This is a genomic window from Polaromonas aquatica (genome assembly GCF_050626995.1).
GTDB classification, from domain to species: Bacteria; Pseudomonadota; Gammaproteobacteria; order Burkholderiales; family Burkholderiaceae_C; genus Polaromonas; species Polaromonas aquatica_A.
Genome location: NZ_CP192467.1, coordinates 627,705 through 643,604, shown reverse-complemented (window position 1 = coordinate 643,604; position 15,900 = coordinate 627,705). Strand labels below are relative to the sequence as shown.

The window sequence follows — 15,900 nt, the reverse complement described above, 5'->3', positions numbered from 1 at the left end:
GCTCCTGTTTGGCCCTCTTCAGGCCCACCCAGGACCTTCTTCCGCCAAGCTCAACCCAAGGCTTTATGCAATTCACCACCACCCAAAAACGCACCGCCGCCTGGTGCCTGATCGCAGCGCTGATCATCCTGGCGCTGTGGCTGCTGGGGCCGGTGCTGGCGCCCTTTGTCATCGCCGCCGTGCTGGCCTATGCGTTGACGCCACTGGTGAACCGGCTGGACGCCGTGGGCAAGGGCCGCCTGCCGCGGGTGGTAGCGGTGGTCATGGTCGAGTTCATCTTCATCGTGGCACTGCTCGGCCTCTTTTTGCTGATCGTGCCGATCATGGCCAAGGAGCTGCCTGTGCTGCGTGAGCAGGTTCCCCTGCTGGCGGACAGGCTCAACACCAGCCTGGCGCCGTGGCTGGCGCAGTTCGGCATCCATGTGGCCCTGGACGTTGGCAGCATCAAGGCTTTTGTGCTCAAGTACCTCAACGCCAATTTTGAAGACCTGTTCACCTCGCTCATGTCCTCGCTCAAGCTGGGCGGCAGCGTGGCGCTGGCGATTATTGGCAATGCCGTGCTGATTCCGGTGGCCCTGTTTTACCTGCTGATGGACTGGGACAAGTTTGTCGCCCGTGTGCTTGAGCTGGTGCCGCCGCATTTGCGCGCCGGTTTTGACAGCTTCACCGAGGAGGCCGATGCGGTGCTGGGCCAGTATCTGCGCGGCCAACTCCTGGTGATGCTGATCATGGCGGCGTTTTACGCTATCGGCCTGGCGCTTTTCGGCCTGGACCTGGCCCTGCCCATCGGCGTCTTCACGGGCCTTGCGATGTTCATTCCTTATCTGGGTTTTGGCTTGGGCCTTATCCTGGCCGTGCTGGCCGGCCTGCTGGAATTTGCATCGCTCAAGGCATTGGTCATGGTGGCCGTGGTCTACGGCATCGGGCAAGTGGTGGAAAGCCTGTATTTCACGCCGCGCCTGGTGGGTGAACGCATAGGCCTGCACCCGCTGGCGGTGATTTTTGCCTTGCTGGCCTTCGGCCAGATGTTCGGCTTTGTCGGCGTGCTGGTGGCGTTGCCGGCCAGCGCGGTGCTGCTGGTGGGCATACGCCGCATCAAGGCCAGCTACATGGCCAGCCGGCTGTACAAGGCCGGCTAGGCTGGATAAGGCCGGGATGATGAACGCATGGCGGGCATGAAACAGATTGCGCTGGACATTGGTCTGGCTTCAGCCCCGTCGTTCGCCAATTTTTTTGGCGGTCCGAACGAAGCCGCGCTCAAGCACCTGGAGCTGTGGGCCGGCAACACGCTGCGCTCGCCCGTACCTACCTACCTCTGGGGTGAGGCCGCCAGCGGCAAAACCCATCTGCTCAAGGCCGTGCGCGAAACGCTGCGTGAGCAGGGCGCGGCCAGCGGCTGGATGGACGCCTCCATGCTGGAGCCGCCCGAGTTCAACGAATCCTGGGCGGCGGTCATCCTGGACGACTGCCATCTCTATACCGCGGTGCAGCAGCAGGCGGCGTTCAACTGGTTTGTGAATGCGCTGAGCGCCCCCGACGGCCGGCCGCGCTGGGTGCTGGCCGCCGGCCAGATGCCGCCGGCCGACCTGGCACTGCGTGAAGACTTGCGCACCCGGTTGGGCTGGGGCCATGTGTTCGCCCTGCAGGCCTTGACCGAACCCGAGCGGCGATCAGTGTTGCGGCGCGAGGCCGACGCGCGCGGCGTGTTTTTGAGCGACGAAGCCATGGACTTCATGCTGACCCGCTTTTCGCGCGACCTGGGCAGCCTGATGCAGTTGCTCGACCAACTGGATGCGTACGCCCTGCAAACCAAGCGCGCCATCACGATTCCCCTGATCAAGTCGATGCTGGAAAACGGTTAAAACACGATGCTATACAACAAAAATTAATTTGTTGTATAGTTGCGCTATGCCTCTTCATGTCGAACTCCCCCTTTCCGCCCAGACGGCCTATGCCCAGCTGGCGGATGTGGCGACTTCGCTGGAACTCAACCGCAGTATTGAAAACCTGCATGGCAGCTTTTCCCGCAAAACAGTGCAGGACGCGGTGTACTGGTACTTCTCTTACCGCGACCTGAACGGGCAATTGCGCCAGCTCTATGTCGGGCCCGACACCGATGCCGTCCGTACGGCAGTTGAACGTGCGCGCAATCCCACCGTCAAGCCGGACGCGGCCCTGGCACCGTTGGCCAAGGCTGCCGTAGCATTGGGCTGTACCCCGGCTTTGCCCAAGCATGTGCGTGCGGTTCGGCGCCTTTCCGACTATGGTTTTTTCCGTGCGGGTGGTGTGCTGGTCGGCACGCACGCATTCATCGCACTGGGCAATATGCTGGGCGTCAAATGGTTCGCCGGTGGGGCCACTACCGATGTCGATTTTGCACACGCCGGCAAAAACATTTCGGTGGCCTTGCCGGCTGATGTGCAAATTGACGTTCATGCGGCGTTGACAAGCTTTGAGCAGGGTTTCATTCCCCTGGTTCAGCTCAGCGGAGGGGCGGGAGCTTCCTACAAGCTCAGCGGAGACCCCGAATTCCAGATCGACTTCCTGACCTCGGCCCACCGGGGTGGCGATGGCCCCATTGTCATTCCCAATCTCAACGTTGGCCTGCAGCCGCTGCGTTTCATGGAGTTCTCGCTTGAGCGGGTGACACAGGCAGTGCTGGTTGATCGCAATGGCAGCGCCGTGACGGTGAGCATTCCGGCGCCCGAACGTTATGCGGTACACAAACTGCTGATCGTCGGAGAGCGGTCAGGCGCCATGCGAACCAAAGCCAACAAGGATTTGCAGCAGGCTGCGGCCCTGTATGACTACCTGCTGGCCACGCAGCCGGAAAGCCTGCACGAAGCCTGGCACGATGCGCTGGATCGCGGCCCCGGCTGGCGCAAGCGCGCCCTCGAAGGCCTGATTGCGCTGCAGCGGGCTCACCCTGAGCTCAAGCTGGGCGAGATGCTAACTGGAGCCCAAGCTTGAAGATTGCCTTGTTTGACCTGGATCACACGCTGATCCCCATCGATTCCGACTACGAATGGGGCGAGTTCACCATTGCGCTGGGCTGGTGCGACAGCACCCAATTCAAGCGCCGCAACAGTGAGTTTTTTGAGCACTACCGCGCCGGCACGCTCGACATCCATGAATATGTGCGCTTTGCCACTGAGGCTATCTGCAAGCAAGGTGCTATCAATTCAGGAGCTGCTCACGCCCGTTTTATGAGGGATGTAGTGCAAAAAGCCATCACAAAGCAGGCGCAGGCGCTGGTCGACAGCCACCGTGCGGCAGGTGATGAGCTGGTTATCGTCACCGCCACCAACGAGTTCGTGACGCGGCCGATTGCCGACGCTTTCGGCGTGAAAGAACTGATCGCGGTTGAACTGGCGCGTGACGCCCAAGGATGGGTCACAGGAGAGATCAGCGGCACGCCCTCGGCCCGCGACGGCAAGGTCACCCGCGTGGAACAATGGCTGGCGGCCCGAAAGCTGACCTGGAACGACGTGGAAACCACGTTCTATACCGACTCCATGAACGATATTGCCCTGCTGGAGAAGGCAACCCACCCCGTCGCCACCAATCCCGACGAGCGCCTGCGGGCGCTGGCGACAGAGCGCGGATGGCGCATACTTGACCTGTTTATCTAGTTATCCATGATCAAAAAATTTATCGACAAGCTGTTTGGCAAATCAGACGGTACAGATCCCGGCGCCAAGCGGGTCAAAAAATCACCTTTCGGCCAGCGCCAGGATGTGGGTTTCAAGGAACACGGCATTGACGTCAACCTGGTGGACGACCGCGCCATGGACGTGGTGCGCACTCTCAAGGACGCCGGTTACGAGGCCTACATCGTCGGCGGTGCAGTGCGTGACCTGCTGGTCGGCTTGCGCCCCAAGGACTTTGACGTGGCCACCGACGCCACGCCAGAGCAGGTCAAGTCACTGTTCCGGCGTGCCTTCATCATCGGCCGGCGCTTTCGCATCGTGCACGTTATTTACGGCCGCGGGCGCGAGCATGAAGTGATTGAGGTATCGACCTTCCGTGCGCACCTTGACAGCAGCCTGGCAGAGCAGGTCGGCGGCAACGAGCGCACCAGCAAGAGCGAGCTGGCCGGCATGAAGCACGCTGTCGATGCCTCCGGCCGGGTGCTGCGCGACAACGTCTGGGGCCCGATCGAACAGGACGCCGCGCGTCGCGACTTCACCATCAACGCGATGTACTACGACCCCGAGACGCAGGTCGTGGTCGACTATCACAACGGAATCAAGGACGCGAAGAAAAAAATCATCCGCATGATCGGCAACCCGGCCGTGCGTTACCGGGAAGACCCGGTGCGCATCATCCGCGCCGTGCGTTTTGCAGCCAAGCTCAGTGCGCTGGGTTTCAAATTTGAAGACAAGACCGTGGCCCCGCTGCGCGAAATGAAAGGCCTGCTGGCCGACGTGCCGCAGTCGCGCCTGTTTGATGAAATGCTCAAATTGCTGCAGACCGGCCATGCGCTGGCCAGCATCGCGCAACTCAAGTTCCTCGGCCTGGGCACCGGCATTTATCCGCTGCTCGACGTGGTGGTGGAAAACGCCGACGAGCCCTTCCTGAAGCTCGCACTGCAAGACACCGACCGCCGCGTCGGCGAAGGCAAGCCGGTGGCCCCCAGCTTCTTGCTGTCGTGCGTACTCTGGTTTGACGTGCGCGAAGGCTGGGAGCGGCGCAAGAAGCGCGGTGAACACCTCATGCCGGCGCTGCAGGACGCGATTGACGACGCCTTCAACGCCAAGATCGGCGACGTGTCGGGCCGCGGCAAGCTGGGCACCGACATGCGCGAGATCTGGACCATGCAGCCGCGTTTTGAAAAACGCACGGGCAGCGCGCCGTATTCGCTACTGGACCAACCGCGCTTTCGCGCTGGCTTTGATTTCCTGCGCCTGCGCGCGCAGACCGGTGAGATCGACATGGAGCTCGCCGAGTGGTGGGAAAAATTCAGCACCGCCTACGACGACGAACGCCACGCCATGATCGAAGAGGCGCGCCAGGCGCAGCAGAACAAACCGCAGGCGCCGCGGGTTCGTGTCAAGCGTGTTGATGCCGAGCCTGGCTCGACGCATGCTGAACGTGCGGCGTCCGATTCTGCTGACGCCTCGGGCGAGCAGGGCGATGCTGCGCCCGCCAAAAAACGCCGCCGCCGCCGCAAGCCGGCCAACCGCGGTGGTGCAGGCGGAGCTGAAGGCGCGGGCGGCGAGGCTGCTTCTTCGCCTTCGTCGGATAACGTTCCCAACACCTGAGAGCCCCGTGGTTCGCGCCTACGTTGCCCTTGGCGCAAACCTCGGCGATGCCGCGGTAGCACTGCGGCAAGCCGTTCAGGCGATAGGCCAGCTGCCGTTGACCGAAGTTCGTCAATTTTCCAGCCTCTATAAAACGGCGCCACTGAATACCGATGCGGGCAATGAGTCTCCTGCACCCGGCAATGATTACCTGAACGCCGTGGCCGAAGTCGAAACCAGTCTGACTGCTCCCGACTTGCTAAGCCATCTGCAGCAGATTGAGCAAGGGGCTGGCCGCGAGAGGTCCTACCGCAACGCACCCCGCACGTTGGACCTGGATCTGCTGCTCTACGGCAGCGCCCGCATGGAATCAGAGCACCTTACGCTGCCACATCCGCGCATGATGCAGCGGGCCTTTGTGTTGGTGCCGCTGGCGGAGATCGCGCCCGGGTTGGTCAGCCGCCAGCAGTTGGAGTCGGTTGCTACGCAGCGTATTGAGCGGGTGGGCAAGCAGGCGGACCGTTGTAACTAGTCGCCCCCGTCCCGCGGGATTGCGACGAGGCTCTCTGTCCATGGCAGTGCTGAGCGACACCACTTTTGCCTCCGGGGAATCAGTACTTCGCGCTCTGCAATGCCACCCACCCTGAGACCGTAGACCTTCGGGTCATCCGCTGCGTAGGTGTAAAGCGGTGATCCGCAGTGAGGGCAAAACGCTTGTGCGCGCCGGGCACCGTTGTCGCCAACTTTTACATAGATCGCTGGCTTGCCCACCGTGAGGCGAAACGAGCCCTCGGTAGCAGGCACCGAGACCCGGTAGGCAGACCCCGTGAGCTTCTGGCAATCGGTGCAATGGCAGATGGTGGTTTGCGCCGGGTCCACTTCCGCTTCGTAGCGAACGCTTCCACAGTGGCAACTTCCATGAACTTGCATACAAACTCCGAAGGTGTCTGGGCGGCTCGCGACCCGGTCATACCAGCCGCCGTTATGGCGCCAGCCGCTCCCGCAACCAAGCCGCATCATCCTGCAAGGTATAACGCAGCCGGTCATGCAGCCGGCTCTTGCGGCCTTGCCAGAATTGCCAGTTGTCGGGCTTGAGGCGGTAGCCGCCCCAGTGTGGCGGGCGCGGGGGCTGTAGCAAAAATTTGGCGCCGTATTTGGCCGCGTTGGCTACCAGCACGCTGCGCCCGGTAATCACTTCGCTTTGCGGGCTGGCCCAGGCGCCTATGCGGGAGTCGAGCGGGCGGCTGTTGAAGTAGGCGTCGCTTTCTTCGGCGGAGACCTTTTCGACCACGCCTTCGATGCGCACCACGCGTTCCAGCTCCACCCAGTGGAACTGCAGCGCCGCGTACGGATTGCCGGCCAGTTCGTGGCCCTTGCGGCTGTCGTAGTTGGTAAACCAGGTGATCCCGCGTTCGTCATAGCCTTTGATCAGCACGATGCGGGTGGAAGGGCGCAGGTTGCTGGCGACGGTGGCCAGCGTCATGGCGTTGGGCTCGGGTACTTCGGCGGCGATGGCTTCCTTGAGCCACTGGTCGAATTGCAGGAGCGGGTCGGCTTGTGACGCGTCTTCGTTGAGTTCGGCGCGCTCATAGCTTTTGCGCAGGTCGGCAATGGAAAGTGTGGGCTGGCTCATGCCTTTGATTGTGCCCGCACAGGCCATGTCCTTGCCTGCGGTAGACCTCGGCAGAGGTCGGGCTTGATAGCGAATTAATATTCGCTTATATTCACAAGCTCCACATGAAACCCAAAGACGACGAAAAGCAGCGCGCCATTGCCGAGGCCACCTTCAACCTGGTGGCCCAGACCGGACTGAGTGGCCTGACCATGGCCGACATTGCCCGCACGGCCGGCATCGCCACGAGCACGCTCTACGTCTATTACCCGTCCAAAGACGAGCTGATCAGCCAGCTTTATGAAGAAGCCAAGACCGCTACTGTGCAGCGGCTGATGGCGGGTGTCGAGTCCGGCACCTCGCTGCGCAGCCGGGTGCGGCTTATCTGGGGCAATCTGCTGCGCCACCGTCTGGAGCGCTACGCCGAGGTGGTGTTTCAGGAGCAGTACTACAACTCGCCCTGGTTTACCCAAGGCAACCGTGAGCTGTCGACGCGGCTGGCGGCAGGCTTTCTGGCACTGATGGAAGAAGGCCAGAAGCAGGAGATCCTCAAGCCTGTACCCCTGCCTTTGCTGACGGCAAGCTTGGTGGGCTCGGTGCGTGAAACCGCCAACCTGATACGTACCCAGGTGCTGCCTGACGATGAGATCGTGCACCAGGCGGCCTTTAGCCTTTGCTGGGACGCCATCAAGGCCTGACTTTCCTGAACGCCCCTGAAAAGGCAATACCCCTCATGTCTGCGTGCCCAAGTTTTTACGGATAAAACCCTGATTTAAGCGAATAAAAATTCGATAAGTAGCCCTTTCACCTCCATTTGATCTTCCCGCTAACAACAACCGCAAGGAGTTCCACGATGCCCACCCTCAACATCAACGGCAAGGACATTGCCGTCAACGCCGACGAATCCACCCCCATCCTCTGGGCCCTGCGTGACACGCTGGGCATGACAGGCACCAAGTTCGGCTGCGGCGCGGCCATGTGCGGCGCGTGCACCGTGCATCTCAATGGCTCGGCCATACGCTCTTGCGTCACGCCGATCTCTGCCGCCGCCGGCCAGAAGATCACGACCATCGAAGCCGTGGCGGCCGACCGCGTCGGCAAGGCTGTGCAGGACGCGTGGGTCAAACATGACGTGGCGCAGTGCGGTTATTGCCAGAGCGGCCAGGTGATGAGCGCAACCGCCTTGCTAAAAACCAACACCAGGCCGAGCGATGCCGACATCGACGGCGCCATGGCCGGCAACATCTGCCGCTGCGGCACCTATGTGCGCATTCGCGCCGCCATCAAAGACGCCGCCCAGGCACTGGCTTAATTGGCTTAAAGAAGGAGAACAACACCATGTATTCCAACTCCCCAGACACCTTCGATATCGCTTCGCAACTGCCAAAAGGGCTTCAGTCCCTTATGTTTCGGGCGCAAGCAGCTACCAAAACCATAGCGGATGCGGAACCGCCACGCCGCAGCTTCCTCAAGGTTGCGACTGCCGGTGGTTTTGCGCTCGGCGCTTTTCCGATACTGACGCAAGCGCAAACCATGGCAACAGCGGGTGCACCGGCGGCATCCAGCCTCAAGCCCACCCAGCAGCCCTCGGCCTTTGTGCGCATCGACAAGGACGGTACGGTGACCGTGACCATCAACCGGCTCGACTTCGGGCAGGGTGTGCAGACCGGCCTTCCCATGATCCTGGCCGAAGAACTTGACGCGGACTGGAGCCTTGTGAAGAGCCAGCATGGTAATGCCGACCCGGCCTATGTGGACCCGGCGTTCGGCATGCACCTCACGGGTGGCTCTGGCTCGATCAAAAATTCGTACACCCAGTACCGTGAGCTGGGTGCGCGCACCCGCGCCATGCTGGTCTCGGCGGCGGCTGCGCAGTGGAAGGTGGATGGTGGCAGCCTGCGCACCCAGCAAGGCGTGGTGATTGGCCCCGGCGGCAAACGCCTGACCTACGGTGAACTGGCCGAAGCGGCCATGAAGCAGCCAGTGCCAGAGGCCGTCACACTGAAAGACCCTAAACAGTTCCGCATCATCGGCAAGCCCACTGGCCGTCTGGATGCACGCGCCAAATCCACCGGCAACCAGAGCTACGGTATCGACGTACGCCTGCCTGGCATGCTGACGGCCGTTGTTGCGCATCCGCCAGTCTTCGCCGGCAAGGTCAAGTCGCTTGACGACGCGGCCACCCGCGCCGTGCCCGGCGTGAAGGCCGTGCTGCGCGTGCCGCTGGACCGCGGCGGCGAAGGCGTTGCGGTGGTGGCAGAAGGCTACTGGGCCGCCAAGCAGGGCCGCGATGCACTCAAGGTCGAGTGGGACACCAGCGGCGTCGAGAAGGTTGACAGCGCGCAGCAACTGGCCAGCTACCGCACGCTGGCGCAGAAAACCGGCGCGCTCAAGTACAACGACAACATCAGCAAGCTGGCTGCCGCGCCGAAAAAGATCAGTGCCGAGTTTGTCTTCCCCTACCTGGCCCATGCGCCCATGGAGCCGCTGAACTGCACGGTGCAATTCAGCGGGCAGGGCGCAGATGCGAAGGCCGAGCTTTGGCTGGGCACGCAGATGCCAGGCCTGGACACCCTGGCCGCCTCCAAGGCGCTGGGCGTCGCACCGCAGAACATCAAGATGAATGTGCAGATGGCCGGCGGCGGTTTTGGCCGCCGCGCGATTGCCACCAGCGACTACGTGGTCGAAGCCTGCAACGTGGCCAAAGCCGCGCGCGGCGCCGGTCTGACGGCCGCGGTGCGCACGCTGTGGAGCCGTGAGGACGACATCAAGGGCGGCTACTACCGGCCCATGCATGTGCACCGCGCCGAGATCGGCTTCAACGACAAGGGCGAGATCCTGGGTTGGGACCACGTCATCGTCGGCCAGTCTATCGTTGGCGGCACGCCCTTCGAAGCTTTCATGGTGAAAGACGGTGTGGACGGCACCATGGTCGAAGGCATGAAAGAGCCTTACGATGTTCCGATGCGGCTGTCTGTGCATCACCCCAAGCTCAATGTGCCCGTACTCTGGTGGCGGAGCGTGGGCTCTACCCACACGGCCTATGTGATGGAAACGTTGATCGACGAAGTGGCACGCAGCACGGGGCAAGACCCGGTGGCTTACCGGCTGAAGCAGTTCGGCAGCAAGCATCCGCGCCACGCAGCCGCGCTGCAGCTGGCGGTCGACAAATCGGGCTACGGCAAACGCACGCTGGCCGCCGGGCGCGCCTGGGGTGTCGCGGTTCACGAGTCCTTCAACACCGTGATTGCCTACGTGGTGGAAGCTTCGGTGAAAGACAACACGCCGGTGCTGCACGGCATCACTGCGGGCGTGCATTGCAACCTGGCTATCAACCCCACCAGCATTGAGGCGCAGGTGCAGGGCGCGGCGCTGATGGGGCTGTCCATGTGCCTGCCGGGTGCGGCCATCACGCTCAAGGACGGCGTGGTCGAGCAAAGCAACTTTGGCGACTTTCCGGTGCCGCGCATCACCGACATGCCGACGGTGGCCGTGTTCATCGTGCCCAGCGCTGATGCGCCCACGGGCCTGGGCGAGCCCGGCCTGCCGCCATTGGCCCCGGCCTTTGCCAATGCGATCGCGAAGCTCACCGGCAAGCCGGCGCCGCGCGAGCTGCCCTTCAAGCTGGCGTAATGGAAAGCCGCAAGCCCACGGTGCTGGTGCTCGCCTCGGGCCGGGGTGAGCGCTTTGCCGCGTCGGGCGGCGGCACGCACAAGCTGCAGGCGCTGCTGGCTGGCAAGCCGGTGCTGCAGCACACGCTGGACGCGGTGGCTGCCAGCGGCTTGCCCTGGCACCTGGAGGACGCGGGCCACGACGGCATGGGCGACACGATCGCCGCCGCCGTGCGGGCCACGCCCGACGCTGCCGGCTGGCTGGTCCTGCCGGGCGATTTGCCGCTGGTGCAAGCAGCCACTCTGCTGAGGGTCGCCGAGGCGCTCACGCAGCATGCGGTGGCAGTGCCGATGTTCAACGGCGCGCGCGGTCACCCGGTCGGCTTCTCTGCCGGGTGTTTCGCCGCACTGCTGAATTTAAAAGGAAATTACGGTGCAGCACCAGTGGTACGAGCGCAAGCAGCTATCAATTCGGTAGCATATGTAGACGTTACCGATGAAGGCATCGTCACCGACATCGACACGCTGGATGACCTGCGCCGGGCTGAAATGCTGTTCGCTGCACGTTGATCTGGCGCAGCGCGCGGCGCAAAAAGGAGCTATGCGAGCGAGCGTGAAGAATCCAGCTTGATGACCGCGCAAGCCAGCCGCGGCCCGGCGTTGCCGGTGGGCTGGGTCTTGTAGTCGTCGGGATCGCGGTGAACGATCAGGCCCTTGCCCACGATGTCTGTCGTGCCGCTGCCGACGGTAATGGTTTTTGATTCAAAGCTGAACTTTGCGACGCCGCCGGCATCGGCTTTCAGGCTGGGCAGGTCGCCGGTGTGATGGGCCATGTCCGAGTGGTTGCCGTGCGGCTGGCCTGTGGGATTGAAATGCCCACCCGCGCTCATGCCGTCGCCGCTGGAGCAATCGCCTTTTTCATGCACATGAAAACCGTGCTCGGCATTGGGCTTGAGGCCACGCACCTCGCCAGAAACCACCACCTTGTCGCCGCTCTGGGCAAAGTTCACGGTGCCGCTGGCGGTGTTGCCGGTAGTGCTTTGCAACTGGGCCACGGCGAGTGGGCCGCTCATCTTCGATGCACAGGCTGACAGCACAAGGGCTGCGGCAAGCGATGCCAGGTGGTGTTTCATGCTGAAGGTCTCCTCAGGGGTTGGATGGATGTTGAGAATGGAAGGCTCACTGTAGGCCGGCTTCCCGGCGTTGACAAGGTCCGTCTGGGCAGCAATTAACAGATGCTCACAAAGCCCGGTGTAGCGTTCCCGTCCAGATGCGTCGGCGTATAGCATGCCGGACGGCAGGACAATGCAACGCAACGCCAGGAGCTTGTCAGGCGGTTTTCAGCGGCTGACCAATGCCAGCAGCTTGCCCAGGGCCTGGTCGTGAATGCCCAGCGTGCGCAGCTTGTCATAAGTGAGCTGCGCATACTCGCGCGTGGTGCCGTAGCGCCCGCAGGAGTCGGAAAAAATTTGCCGGTACACCTCTTCGCTGAGTACGCCGGTGTGGCTGGGGCTGCGTCTGGACAGTGTGAAGGCCAGTGCACGCACATCGCCCTCATCGGTCTGGCAACGCAGCCACTTGGGGTCGTACACCCCGTTGGGCATTTCACGTTCCCACAGCGCCGGCAGGGCACCGGCGACCTGCGCCTGGGGTATGCGAAAGACCATGCCCTTGCAGCTGCCACCAGGAAGCAGGCCGAACACCAGGCCGGGGCACTCCGGTGTGCCGCGGTTCAGGCGGCTCCACATCTTCAGCGCACGGTGGTAGCCGTGGATGGTGGCAAAGCGTTCTTCAGCGTGTTCAAACTCCGGCCGCCAGATCAATGAGGCATACGCAAAGACCCAGAGATCGCTTTTACCGCCCCATTCGCGAATCACGGTTTCCAGCATGTGCGCCGGGTTGCGCGAAACGCTCACGCCGGGGCCGGCGAGTTGTTTGGCTGAATTTTCCACAGCCGCACTTTACAATGAGCGCAGTTTTTGTGACGGATCTAGTGACGGGAGTGGGGCAATGGTTTCTCAGGACGATGAAGGCCAACAAGGCTTGGTGTTGGCGGTCGTTCTTGGCCTGATCACTTTTGTGGTGACGCTGGTCATTGGCATCGGCGTGCATCACCTCAACCGCGGTCAGCCGCCCTCGACCCGTCCGGGAATTGGGGTTGTCATCGCCACCCCGGCGCCTGCCCTGCAGGCACCCTTGCCAACCGCTGTGGCGCCTGCAAGCAGCCCTGCAATAGTTCCTCAATCCCCTCAGTCCCCCCAGTCGCTTCTATCCGCTCAACCCGGCCAGGCTTCATCACAAGCTGTTTCTGATGCCGCCACTGTGATGGTGGAGCAGGGAGTGGTGCGGTTTTATTTTGGCTCCGGCCAGGCCGACCTGGCCGCCGGCGCTGGCGACGCCCTGGTGGATGTGGTGAAGGCAGCCAAAGCGGGCCGCACGCTGGTCATTTCGGGTTTTCACGATGCCACGGGTGATGCAGCCAGGAACGCATCGCTGGCCCGCCGGCGTGCTGTCGCGGTGCGTGACGCGCTGAAGGGCGCGGGTGTGCCGGAGCGGCAGATCGAACTGAAAAAACCTGAGCAGCTGCCTATCGGTGGCAGCAACGCCGAGGCACGGCGGGTGGAAATCACGCTGAAATAAAAAGCGATCCCTGACCGCGGAGCAGAGTAGTGCGGCGCTTACAGAGGCAAGGGCGTTGTGCCGACGCCGGCCGCGCAGCGGCTCTTCCAGACTGGTAGCGTCGATGCGCAAGTTTGGTAACCGTACCGTAACCATATTGCACCAATCCGGCCGGTAACCCGTTACCATAGAGTCAGTAATAAAGTTACAGCGAATGAAAGCTTGCGACTGAGATCCCGCCGCGCGGCTCAGCCAGATTTCATCTTCATCTGTTACCCGACCAAAAGCTCCATCATGGCCCTTCATTCCAAAGTTTCAGACATCACGGCCCGCATTGCCGAACGCAGCCGTCCGTCGCGCGACGCCTACCTCGCGCATTTGCGTGCCGCCACGGCCCGCGAGCCGGGCCTGGACCGCATGGGTTGCGCGAATGTGGCACATGCCTTTGCCGGCATGCCGCTGGACGACCGCTTCAAGGTGGTCACCGAGCGCAGGCCCAACATCGGCATCGTCACCGCCTACAACGACATGTTGTCGGCTCACACCCCGCTTCAGGCCTACCCGGCCTTCATCAAGGATGAGGCGCGCAAACTGGGCGCCACGGCGCAGGTGGCAGGCGGCGTGCCCGCCATGTGCGACGGCGTGACCCAAGGCACCAGCGGCATGGAGCTCAGCCTCTTCAGCCGCGACGTCATTGCCATGGCCACGGCCGTGGCGCTGTCGCACGACATGTTCGATGCGGCCTTGATGCTGGGCGTTTGCGACAAGATCGTGCCGGGCCTTTTGATTGGTGCGCTGCAGTTCGGCCATCTGCCCACTGTGTTTGTGCCTGCCGGGCCCATGACTTCTGGTATTCCCAACAAGGAAAAAGCCCATGTGCGCGAGCAGGCCGCGCAGGGCCTGGTGGGCCGGGAGGCCTTGCTGGATTCCGAGTTCAAGTCCTATCACAGCCCCGGCACCTGCACCTTTTACGGCACCGCCAACAGCAACCAGCTGCTGCTCGAAGCCATGGGCCTGCATGTGCCCGGCACCGCGTTTGTGAACCCCGGCAATGCACTGCGTGAAGAACTCACGCGTGAGGCGGCACGCACCGTGCTGGGTATCGTCAAGGCCAAGCGATTTGCGCCCATCGGGGAAATCGTGGACGAGCGCGCCATCGTCAATGCGATGGTCGCGCTGCTCGCCACCGGCGGCTCCACCAACCACCTGATCCACTGGGTGGCGGTGGCGCATTCGGCCGGCATTGTGATCGACTGGAATGACTTCTCCGACCTCTCCGACGTAGTGCCGACGCTGGCGCACGTCTACCCCAACGGCAGCGCCGATGTGAACCAGTTCCAGGCTGCAGGCGGCCCGGGTTTCATCATTCGTGAGTTGCTCGATGCCGGTTTCATGCATGAAGACGTGCTGACAGTGCGTGAAGGCGGTATCCGCGAATACACACGTGAGCCGGCAATGGCCGGCGCGGTGCTGGCCTGGCATGACATCGGTGCCTCCAAAGACGAGGCCATCGTGCGTACGCCTGCCAAGCCTTTCAGCGCAACCGGCGGCCTCAAGCTGCTGCAGGGCAACCTGGGCCGAAGCGTAATCAAGGTCTCGGCTGTCCCTGACGACCGCCATGTCATCGAGGCGCCAGCGCGGGTGTTTGATTCGCAGGAAGCTTTGCACATCGCTTTCAGCGCCGGTGAGCTGAATCGCGACGTGGTTTGTGTAGTGCGCTGGCAAGGCCCGCAGGCCAACGGCATGCCCGAGCTGCACAAACTCACGCCCCCGCTGGCGGTATTGCAGGGCAAAGGCTTCAAGGTGGCGCTGGTCACCGACGGCCGCATGAGCGGCGCATCCGGCAAGGTGCCGGCGGCCATCCATGTGTCGCCCGAAGCGGCTGCCGGCGGCCCGCTGGCCAAGGTGCGCGACGGCGATGTGATTCGGGTGGACGCCATCACCGGCGAGTTGAAGGTGCTGGTGGCTGACGCTGAATGGGCTGGACGGCCCGTGGATACCATGCCCGCGGACTTGCGTGCAGCCAACGGCATCGGCATGGGACGGGAACTGTTTGCCGGTATGCGCCGCCACGCGCTGACGGCTGAAGAAGGAGCTTTATCGTGGACTTGAACCTGAACGTCAGCGGAAAACTGACGCCCCTGCAGATCATGCAGGACGCCCCCGTGATACCCGTGATTGTGCTGACAGACGTGGGCCAGGCGATCCCGCTGGCGCGGGCGCTGGTGGCTGGTGGCATTCGTATGCTCGAGGTCACCTTGCGCACGCCGCAGGCGCTCGCCTGCATTGAGGCCATTGCACGCGATGTACCCGAAGCCGTGGTGGGCGCTGGCACTGTACGCAGCGCTGCCGACGCCCAGGCCTGCGCCATGGCTGGTGCGCGCTTTGCGGTAAGCCCCGGTTACACCCATGCGGTGGGGCAAGCCTGCAAGGATGCCGGCCTGCCACTGCTGCCCGGGGTTGCCACCGGCAGCGAGATCATGATGGCGCAAGAAGACGGCTTGACTGAGCTCAAATTTTTCCCGGCCATGCAGGCGGGTGGGCCAGCCATGTTGAAGGCCTGGAATGGCCCATTTGGCGATGTGCGGTTTTGCCCGACGGGCGGCATCACAGTGGCCAATGCGCCCGAGTTCCTGGCATTACCCAACGTGGTGTGTGTGGGCGGATCCTGGCTGACCCCTGCGGACACCCTGGCCCGTGGCAACTGGTCACACGTGACTGCGCTGGCGTTTCAGGCCTGCCAACTCGTGCGTAACGCGGCCTGAACCTGACGGCTATACCGTGCTGTTTTAGAATGAAATCGTGCCTGGAGCCA

General features: G+C 62.8%; 17 protein-coding genes. 13 read left to right on the top strand and 4 right to left on the bottom strand.

Annotated features, from left to right (window positions below; genetic code table 11):
* Positions 1 to 65 precede the first annotated feature (65 nt).
* From ACQ4MS_RS03210 to folK, 6 genes are read left to right on the top strand one after another with little or no spacing between them, the layout of a single operon-like run.
* Positions 66 to 1,139, top strand: a complete 1,074-nt coding sequence (locus ACQ4MS_RS03210) for an AI-2E family transporter (protein ID WP_431097692.1) — start codon at positions 66 to 68, stop codon at positions 1,137 to 1,139.
* A gap of 36 nt (positions 1,140 to 1,175) precedes the next feature.
* On the top strand, positions 1,176 to 1,862 hold the full coding sequence (gene hda, locus ACQ4MS_RS03205; protein WP_431097691.1) for a DnaA regulatory inactivator Hda: 687 nt from the start codon (positions 1,176 to 1,178) through the stop codon (positions 1,860 to 1,862).
* Between the two features lie 46 nt (positions 1,863 to 1,908).
* A complete protein-coding gene (locus ACQ4MS_RS03200) occupies positions 1,909 to 2,970 on the top strand; it encodes a GSU2403 family nucleotidyltransferase fold protein (RefSeq protein WP_431097689.1) in 1,062 nt (353 codons plus the stop codon).
* Positions 2,967 to 3,632: an HAD family hydrolase gene (locus tag ACQ4MS_RS03195; protein WP_431097687.1), complete on the top strand. Its 666-nt coding sequence runs from the start codon at positions 2,967 to 2,969 to the stop codon at positions 3,630 to 3,632. The genes ACQ4MS_RS03200 and ACQ4MS_RS03195 overlap by 4 nt, the downstream gene beginning before the upstream one ends.
* Positions 3,633 to 3,638: 6 nt before the next feature.
* Positions 3,639 to 5,264 carry a polynucleotide adenylyltransferase PcnB gene (gene pcnB, locus ACQ4MS_RS03190; RefSeq protein ID WP_431097686.1) on the top strand — a complete coding sequence of 542 codons (1,626 nt, stop codon included), beginning with the start codon at positions 3,639 to 3,641 and terminating at the stop codon, positions 5,262 to 5,264.
* A 7-nt stretch (positions 5,265 to 5,271) separates the two neighbouring features.
* Positions 5,272 to 5,775, top strand: coding sequence for a 2-amino-4-hydroxy-6-hydroxymethyldihydropteridine diphosphokinase (gene folK, locus ACQ4MS_RS03185; RefSeq protein ID WP_431097684.1), 504 nt, complete (start codon positions 5,272 to 5,274; stop codon positions 5,773 to 5,775).
* Here folK and ACQ4MS_RS03180 read toward each other — a convergent pair.
* Both ACQ4MS_RS03180 and pdxH read right to left on the bottom strand, forming a co-directional pair.
* Entirely contained in the window at positions 5,772 to 6,173 is a 402-nt protein-coding gene (locus ACQ4MS_RS03180; protein ID WP_431097683.1) for a GFA family protein, read from the bottom strand. The genes folK and ACQ4MS_RS03180 overlap by 4 nt on opposite strands.
* A gap of 52 nt (positions 6,174 to 6,225) precedes the next feature.
* Positions 6,226 to 6,876 carry a pyridoxamine 5'-phosphate oxidase gene (pdxH, locus tag ACQ4MS_RS03175; RefSeq protein WP_431097681.1) on the bottom strand — a complete coding sequence of 217 codons (651 nt, stop codon included), beginning with the start codon at positions 6,874 to 6,876 and terminating at the stop codon, positions 6,226 to 6,228.
* 104 nt (positions 6,877 to 6,980) lie between these two features.
* Between pdxH and ACQ4MS_RS03170 the strand changes: the two genes are divergently transcribed.
* The 4 genes from ACQ4MS_RS03170 to ACQ4MS_RS03155 all read left to right on the top strand — a co-directional run bounded on the left by ACQ4MS_RS03170 (position 6,981) and on the right by ACQ4MS_RS03155 (position 11,036).
* Positions 6,981 to 7,553 carry a TetR/AcrR family transcriptional regulator gene (locus ACQ4MS_RS03170; protein ID WP_431097680.1) on the top strand — a complete coding sequence of 191 codons (573 nt, stop codon included), beginning with the start codon at positions 6,981 to 6,983 and terminating at the stop codon, positions 7,551 to 7,553.
* 155 nt (positions 7,554 to 7,708) lie between these two features.
* The gene (locus ACQ4MS_RS03165) at positions 7,709 to 8,167 is read left to right on the top strand and encodes a (2Fe-2S)-binding protein (RefSeq protein WP_431097679.1); all 459 of its coding nucleotides are present in this window, start codon (positions 7,709 to 7,711) and stop codon (positions 8,165 to 8,167) included.
* A gap of 26 nt (positions 8,168 to 8,193) precedes the next feature.
* Positions 8,194 to 10,488: a molybdopterin cofactor-binding domain-containing protein gene (locus ACQ4MS_RS03160; RefSeq protein ID WP_431097678.1), complete on the top strand. Its 2,295-nt coding sequence runs from the start codon at positions 8,194 to 8,196 to the stop codon at positions 10,486 to 10,488.
* Entirely contained in the window at positions 10,488 to 11,036 is a 549-nt protein-coding gene (locus ACQ4MS_RS03155; protein ID WP_431097677.1) for a nucleotidyltransferase family protein, read from the top strand. Before ACQ4MS_RS03160 ends, ACQ4MS_RS03155 begins: the two co-directional genes overlap by 1 nt.
* Before the next feature lie 29 nt (positions 11,037 to 11,065).
* On the opposite strand, the gene ACQ4MS_RS03150 is transcribed toward ACQ4MS_RS03155, so the two are convergent.
* Both ACQ4MS_RS03150 and ACQ4MS_RS03145 read right to left on the bottom strand, forming a co-directional pair.
* Complete coding sequence (locus tag ACQ4MS_RS03150; RefSeq protein ID WP_431097676.1) at positions 11,066 to 11,599, bottom strand: superoxide dismutase family protein; 534 nt, start codon at positions 11,597 to 11,599, stop codon at positions 11,066 to 11,068.
* 207 nt (positions 11,600 to 11,806) lie between these two features.
* Complete coding sequence (locus ACQ4MS_RS03145) at positions 11,807 to 12,355, bottom strand: gamma-glutamylcyclotransferase (RefSeq protein ID WP_431099525.1); 549 nt, start codon at positions 12,353 to 12,355, stop codon at positions 11,807 to 11,809.
* A gap of 121 nt (positions 12,356 to 12,476) precedes the next feature.
* Here ACQ4MS_RS03145 and ACQ4MS_RS03140 point away from each other — a divergent pair, with 121 nt between their 5' ends.
* The 3 genes from ACQ4MS_RS03140 to eda all read left to right on the top strand — a co-directional run bounded on the left by ACQ4MS_RS03140 (position 12,477) and on the right by eda (position 15,850).
* The gene (locus tag ACQ4MS_RS03140) at positions 12,477 to 13,106 is read left to right on the top strand and encodes an OmpA family protein (RefSeq protein WP_431097674.1); all 630 of its coding nucleotides are present in this window, start codon (positions 12,477 to 12,479) and stop codon (positions 13,104 to 13,106) included.
* A gap of 273 nt (positions 13,107 to 13,379) precedes the next feature.
* A complete protein-coding gene (gene edd, locus ACQ4MS_RS03135) occupies positions 13,380 to 15,197 on the top strand; it encodes a phosphogluconate dehydratase (RefSeq protein WP_431097672.1) in 1,818 nt (605 codons plus the stop codon).
* 38 nt (positions 15,198 to 15,235) lie between these two features.
* Positions 15,236 to 15,850, top strand: a complete 615-nt coding sequence (eda, locus tag ACQ4MS_RS03130) for a bifunctional 4-hydroxy-2-oxoglutarate aldolase/2-dehydro-3-deoxy-phosphogluconate aldolase (RefSeq protein ID WP_431099524.1) — start codon at positions 15,236 to 15,238, stop codon at positions 15,848 to 15,850.
* Positions 15,851 to 15,900 lie beyond the last annotated feature (50 nt).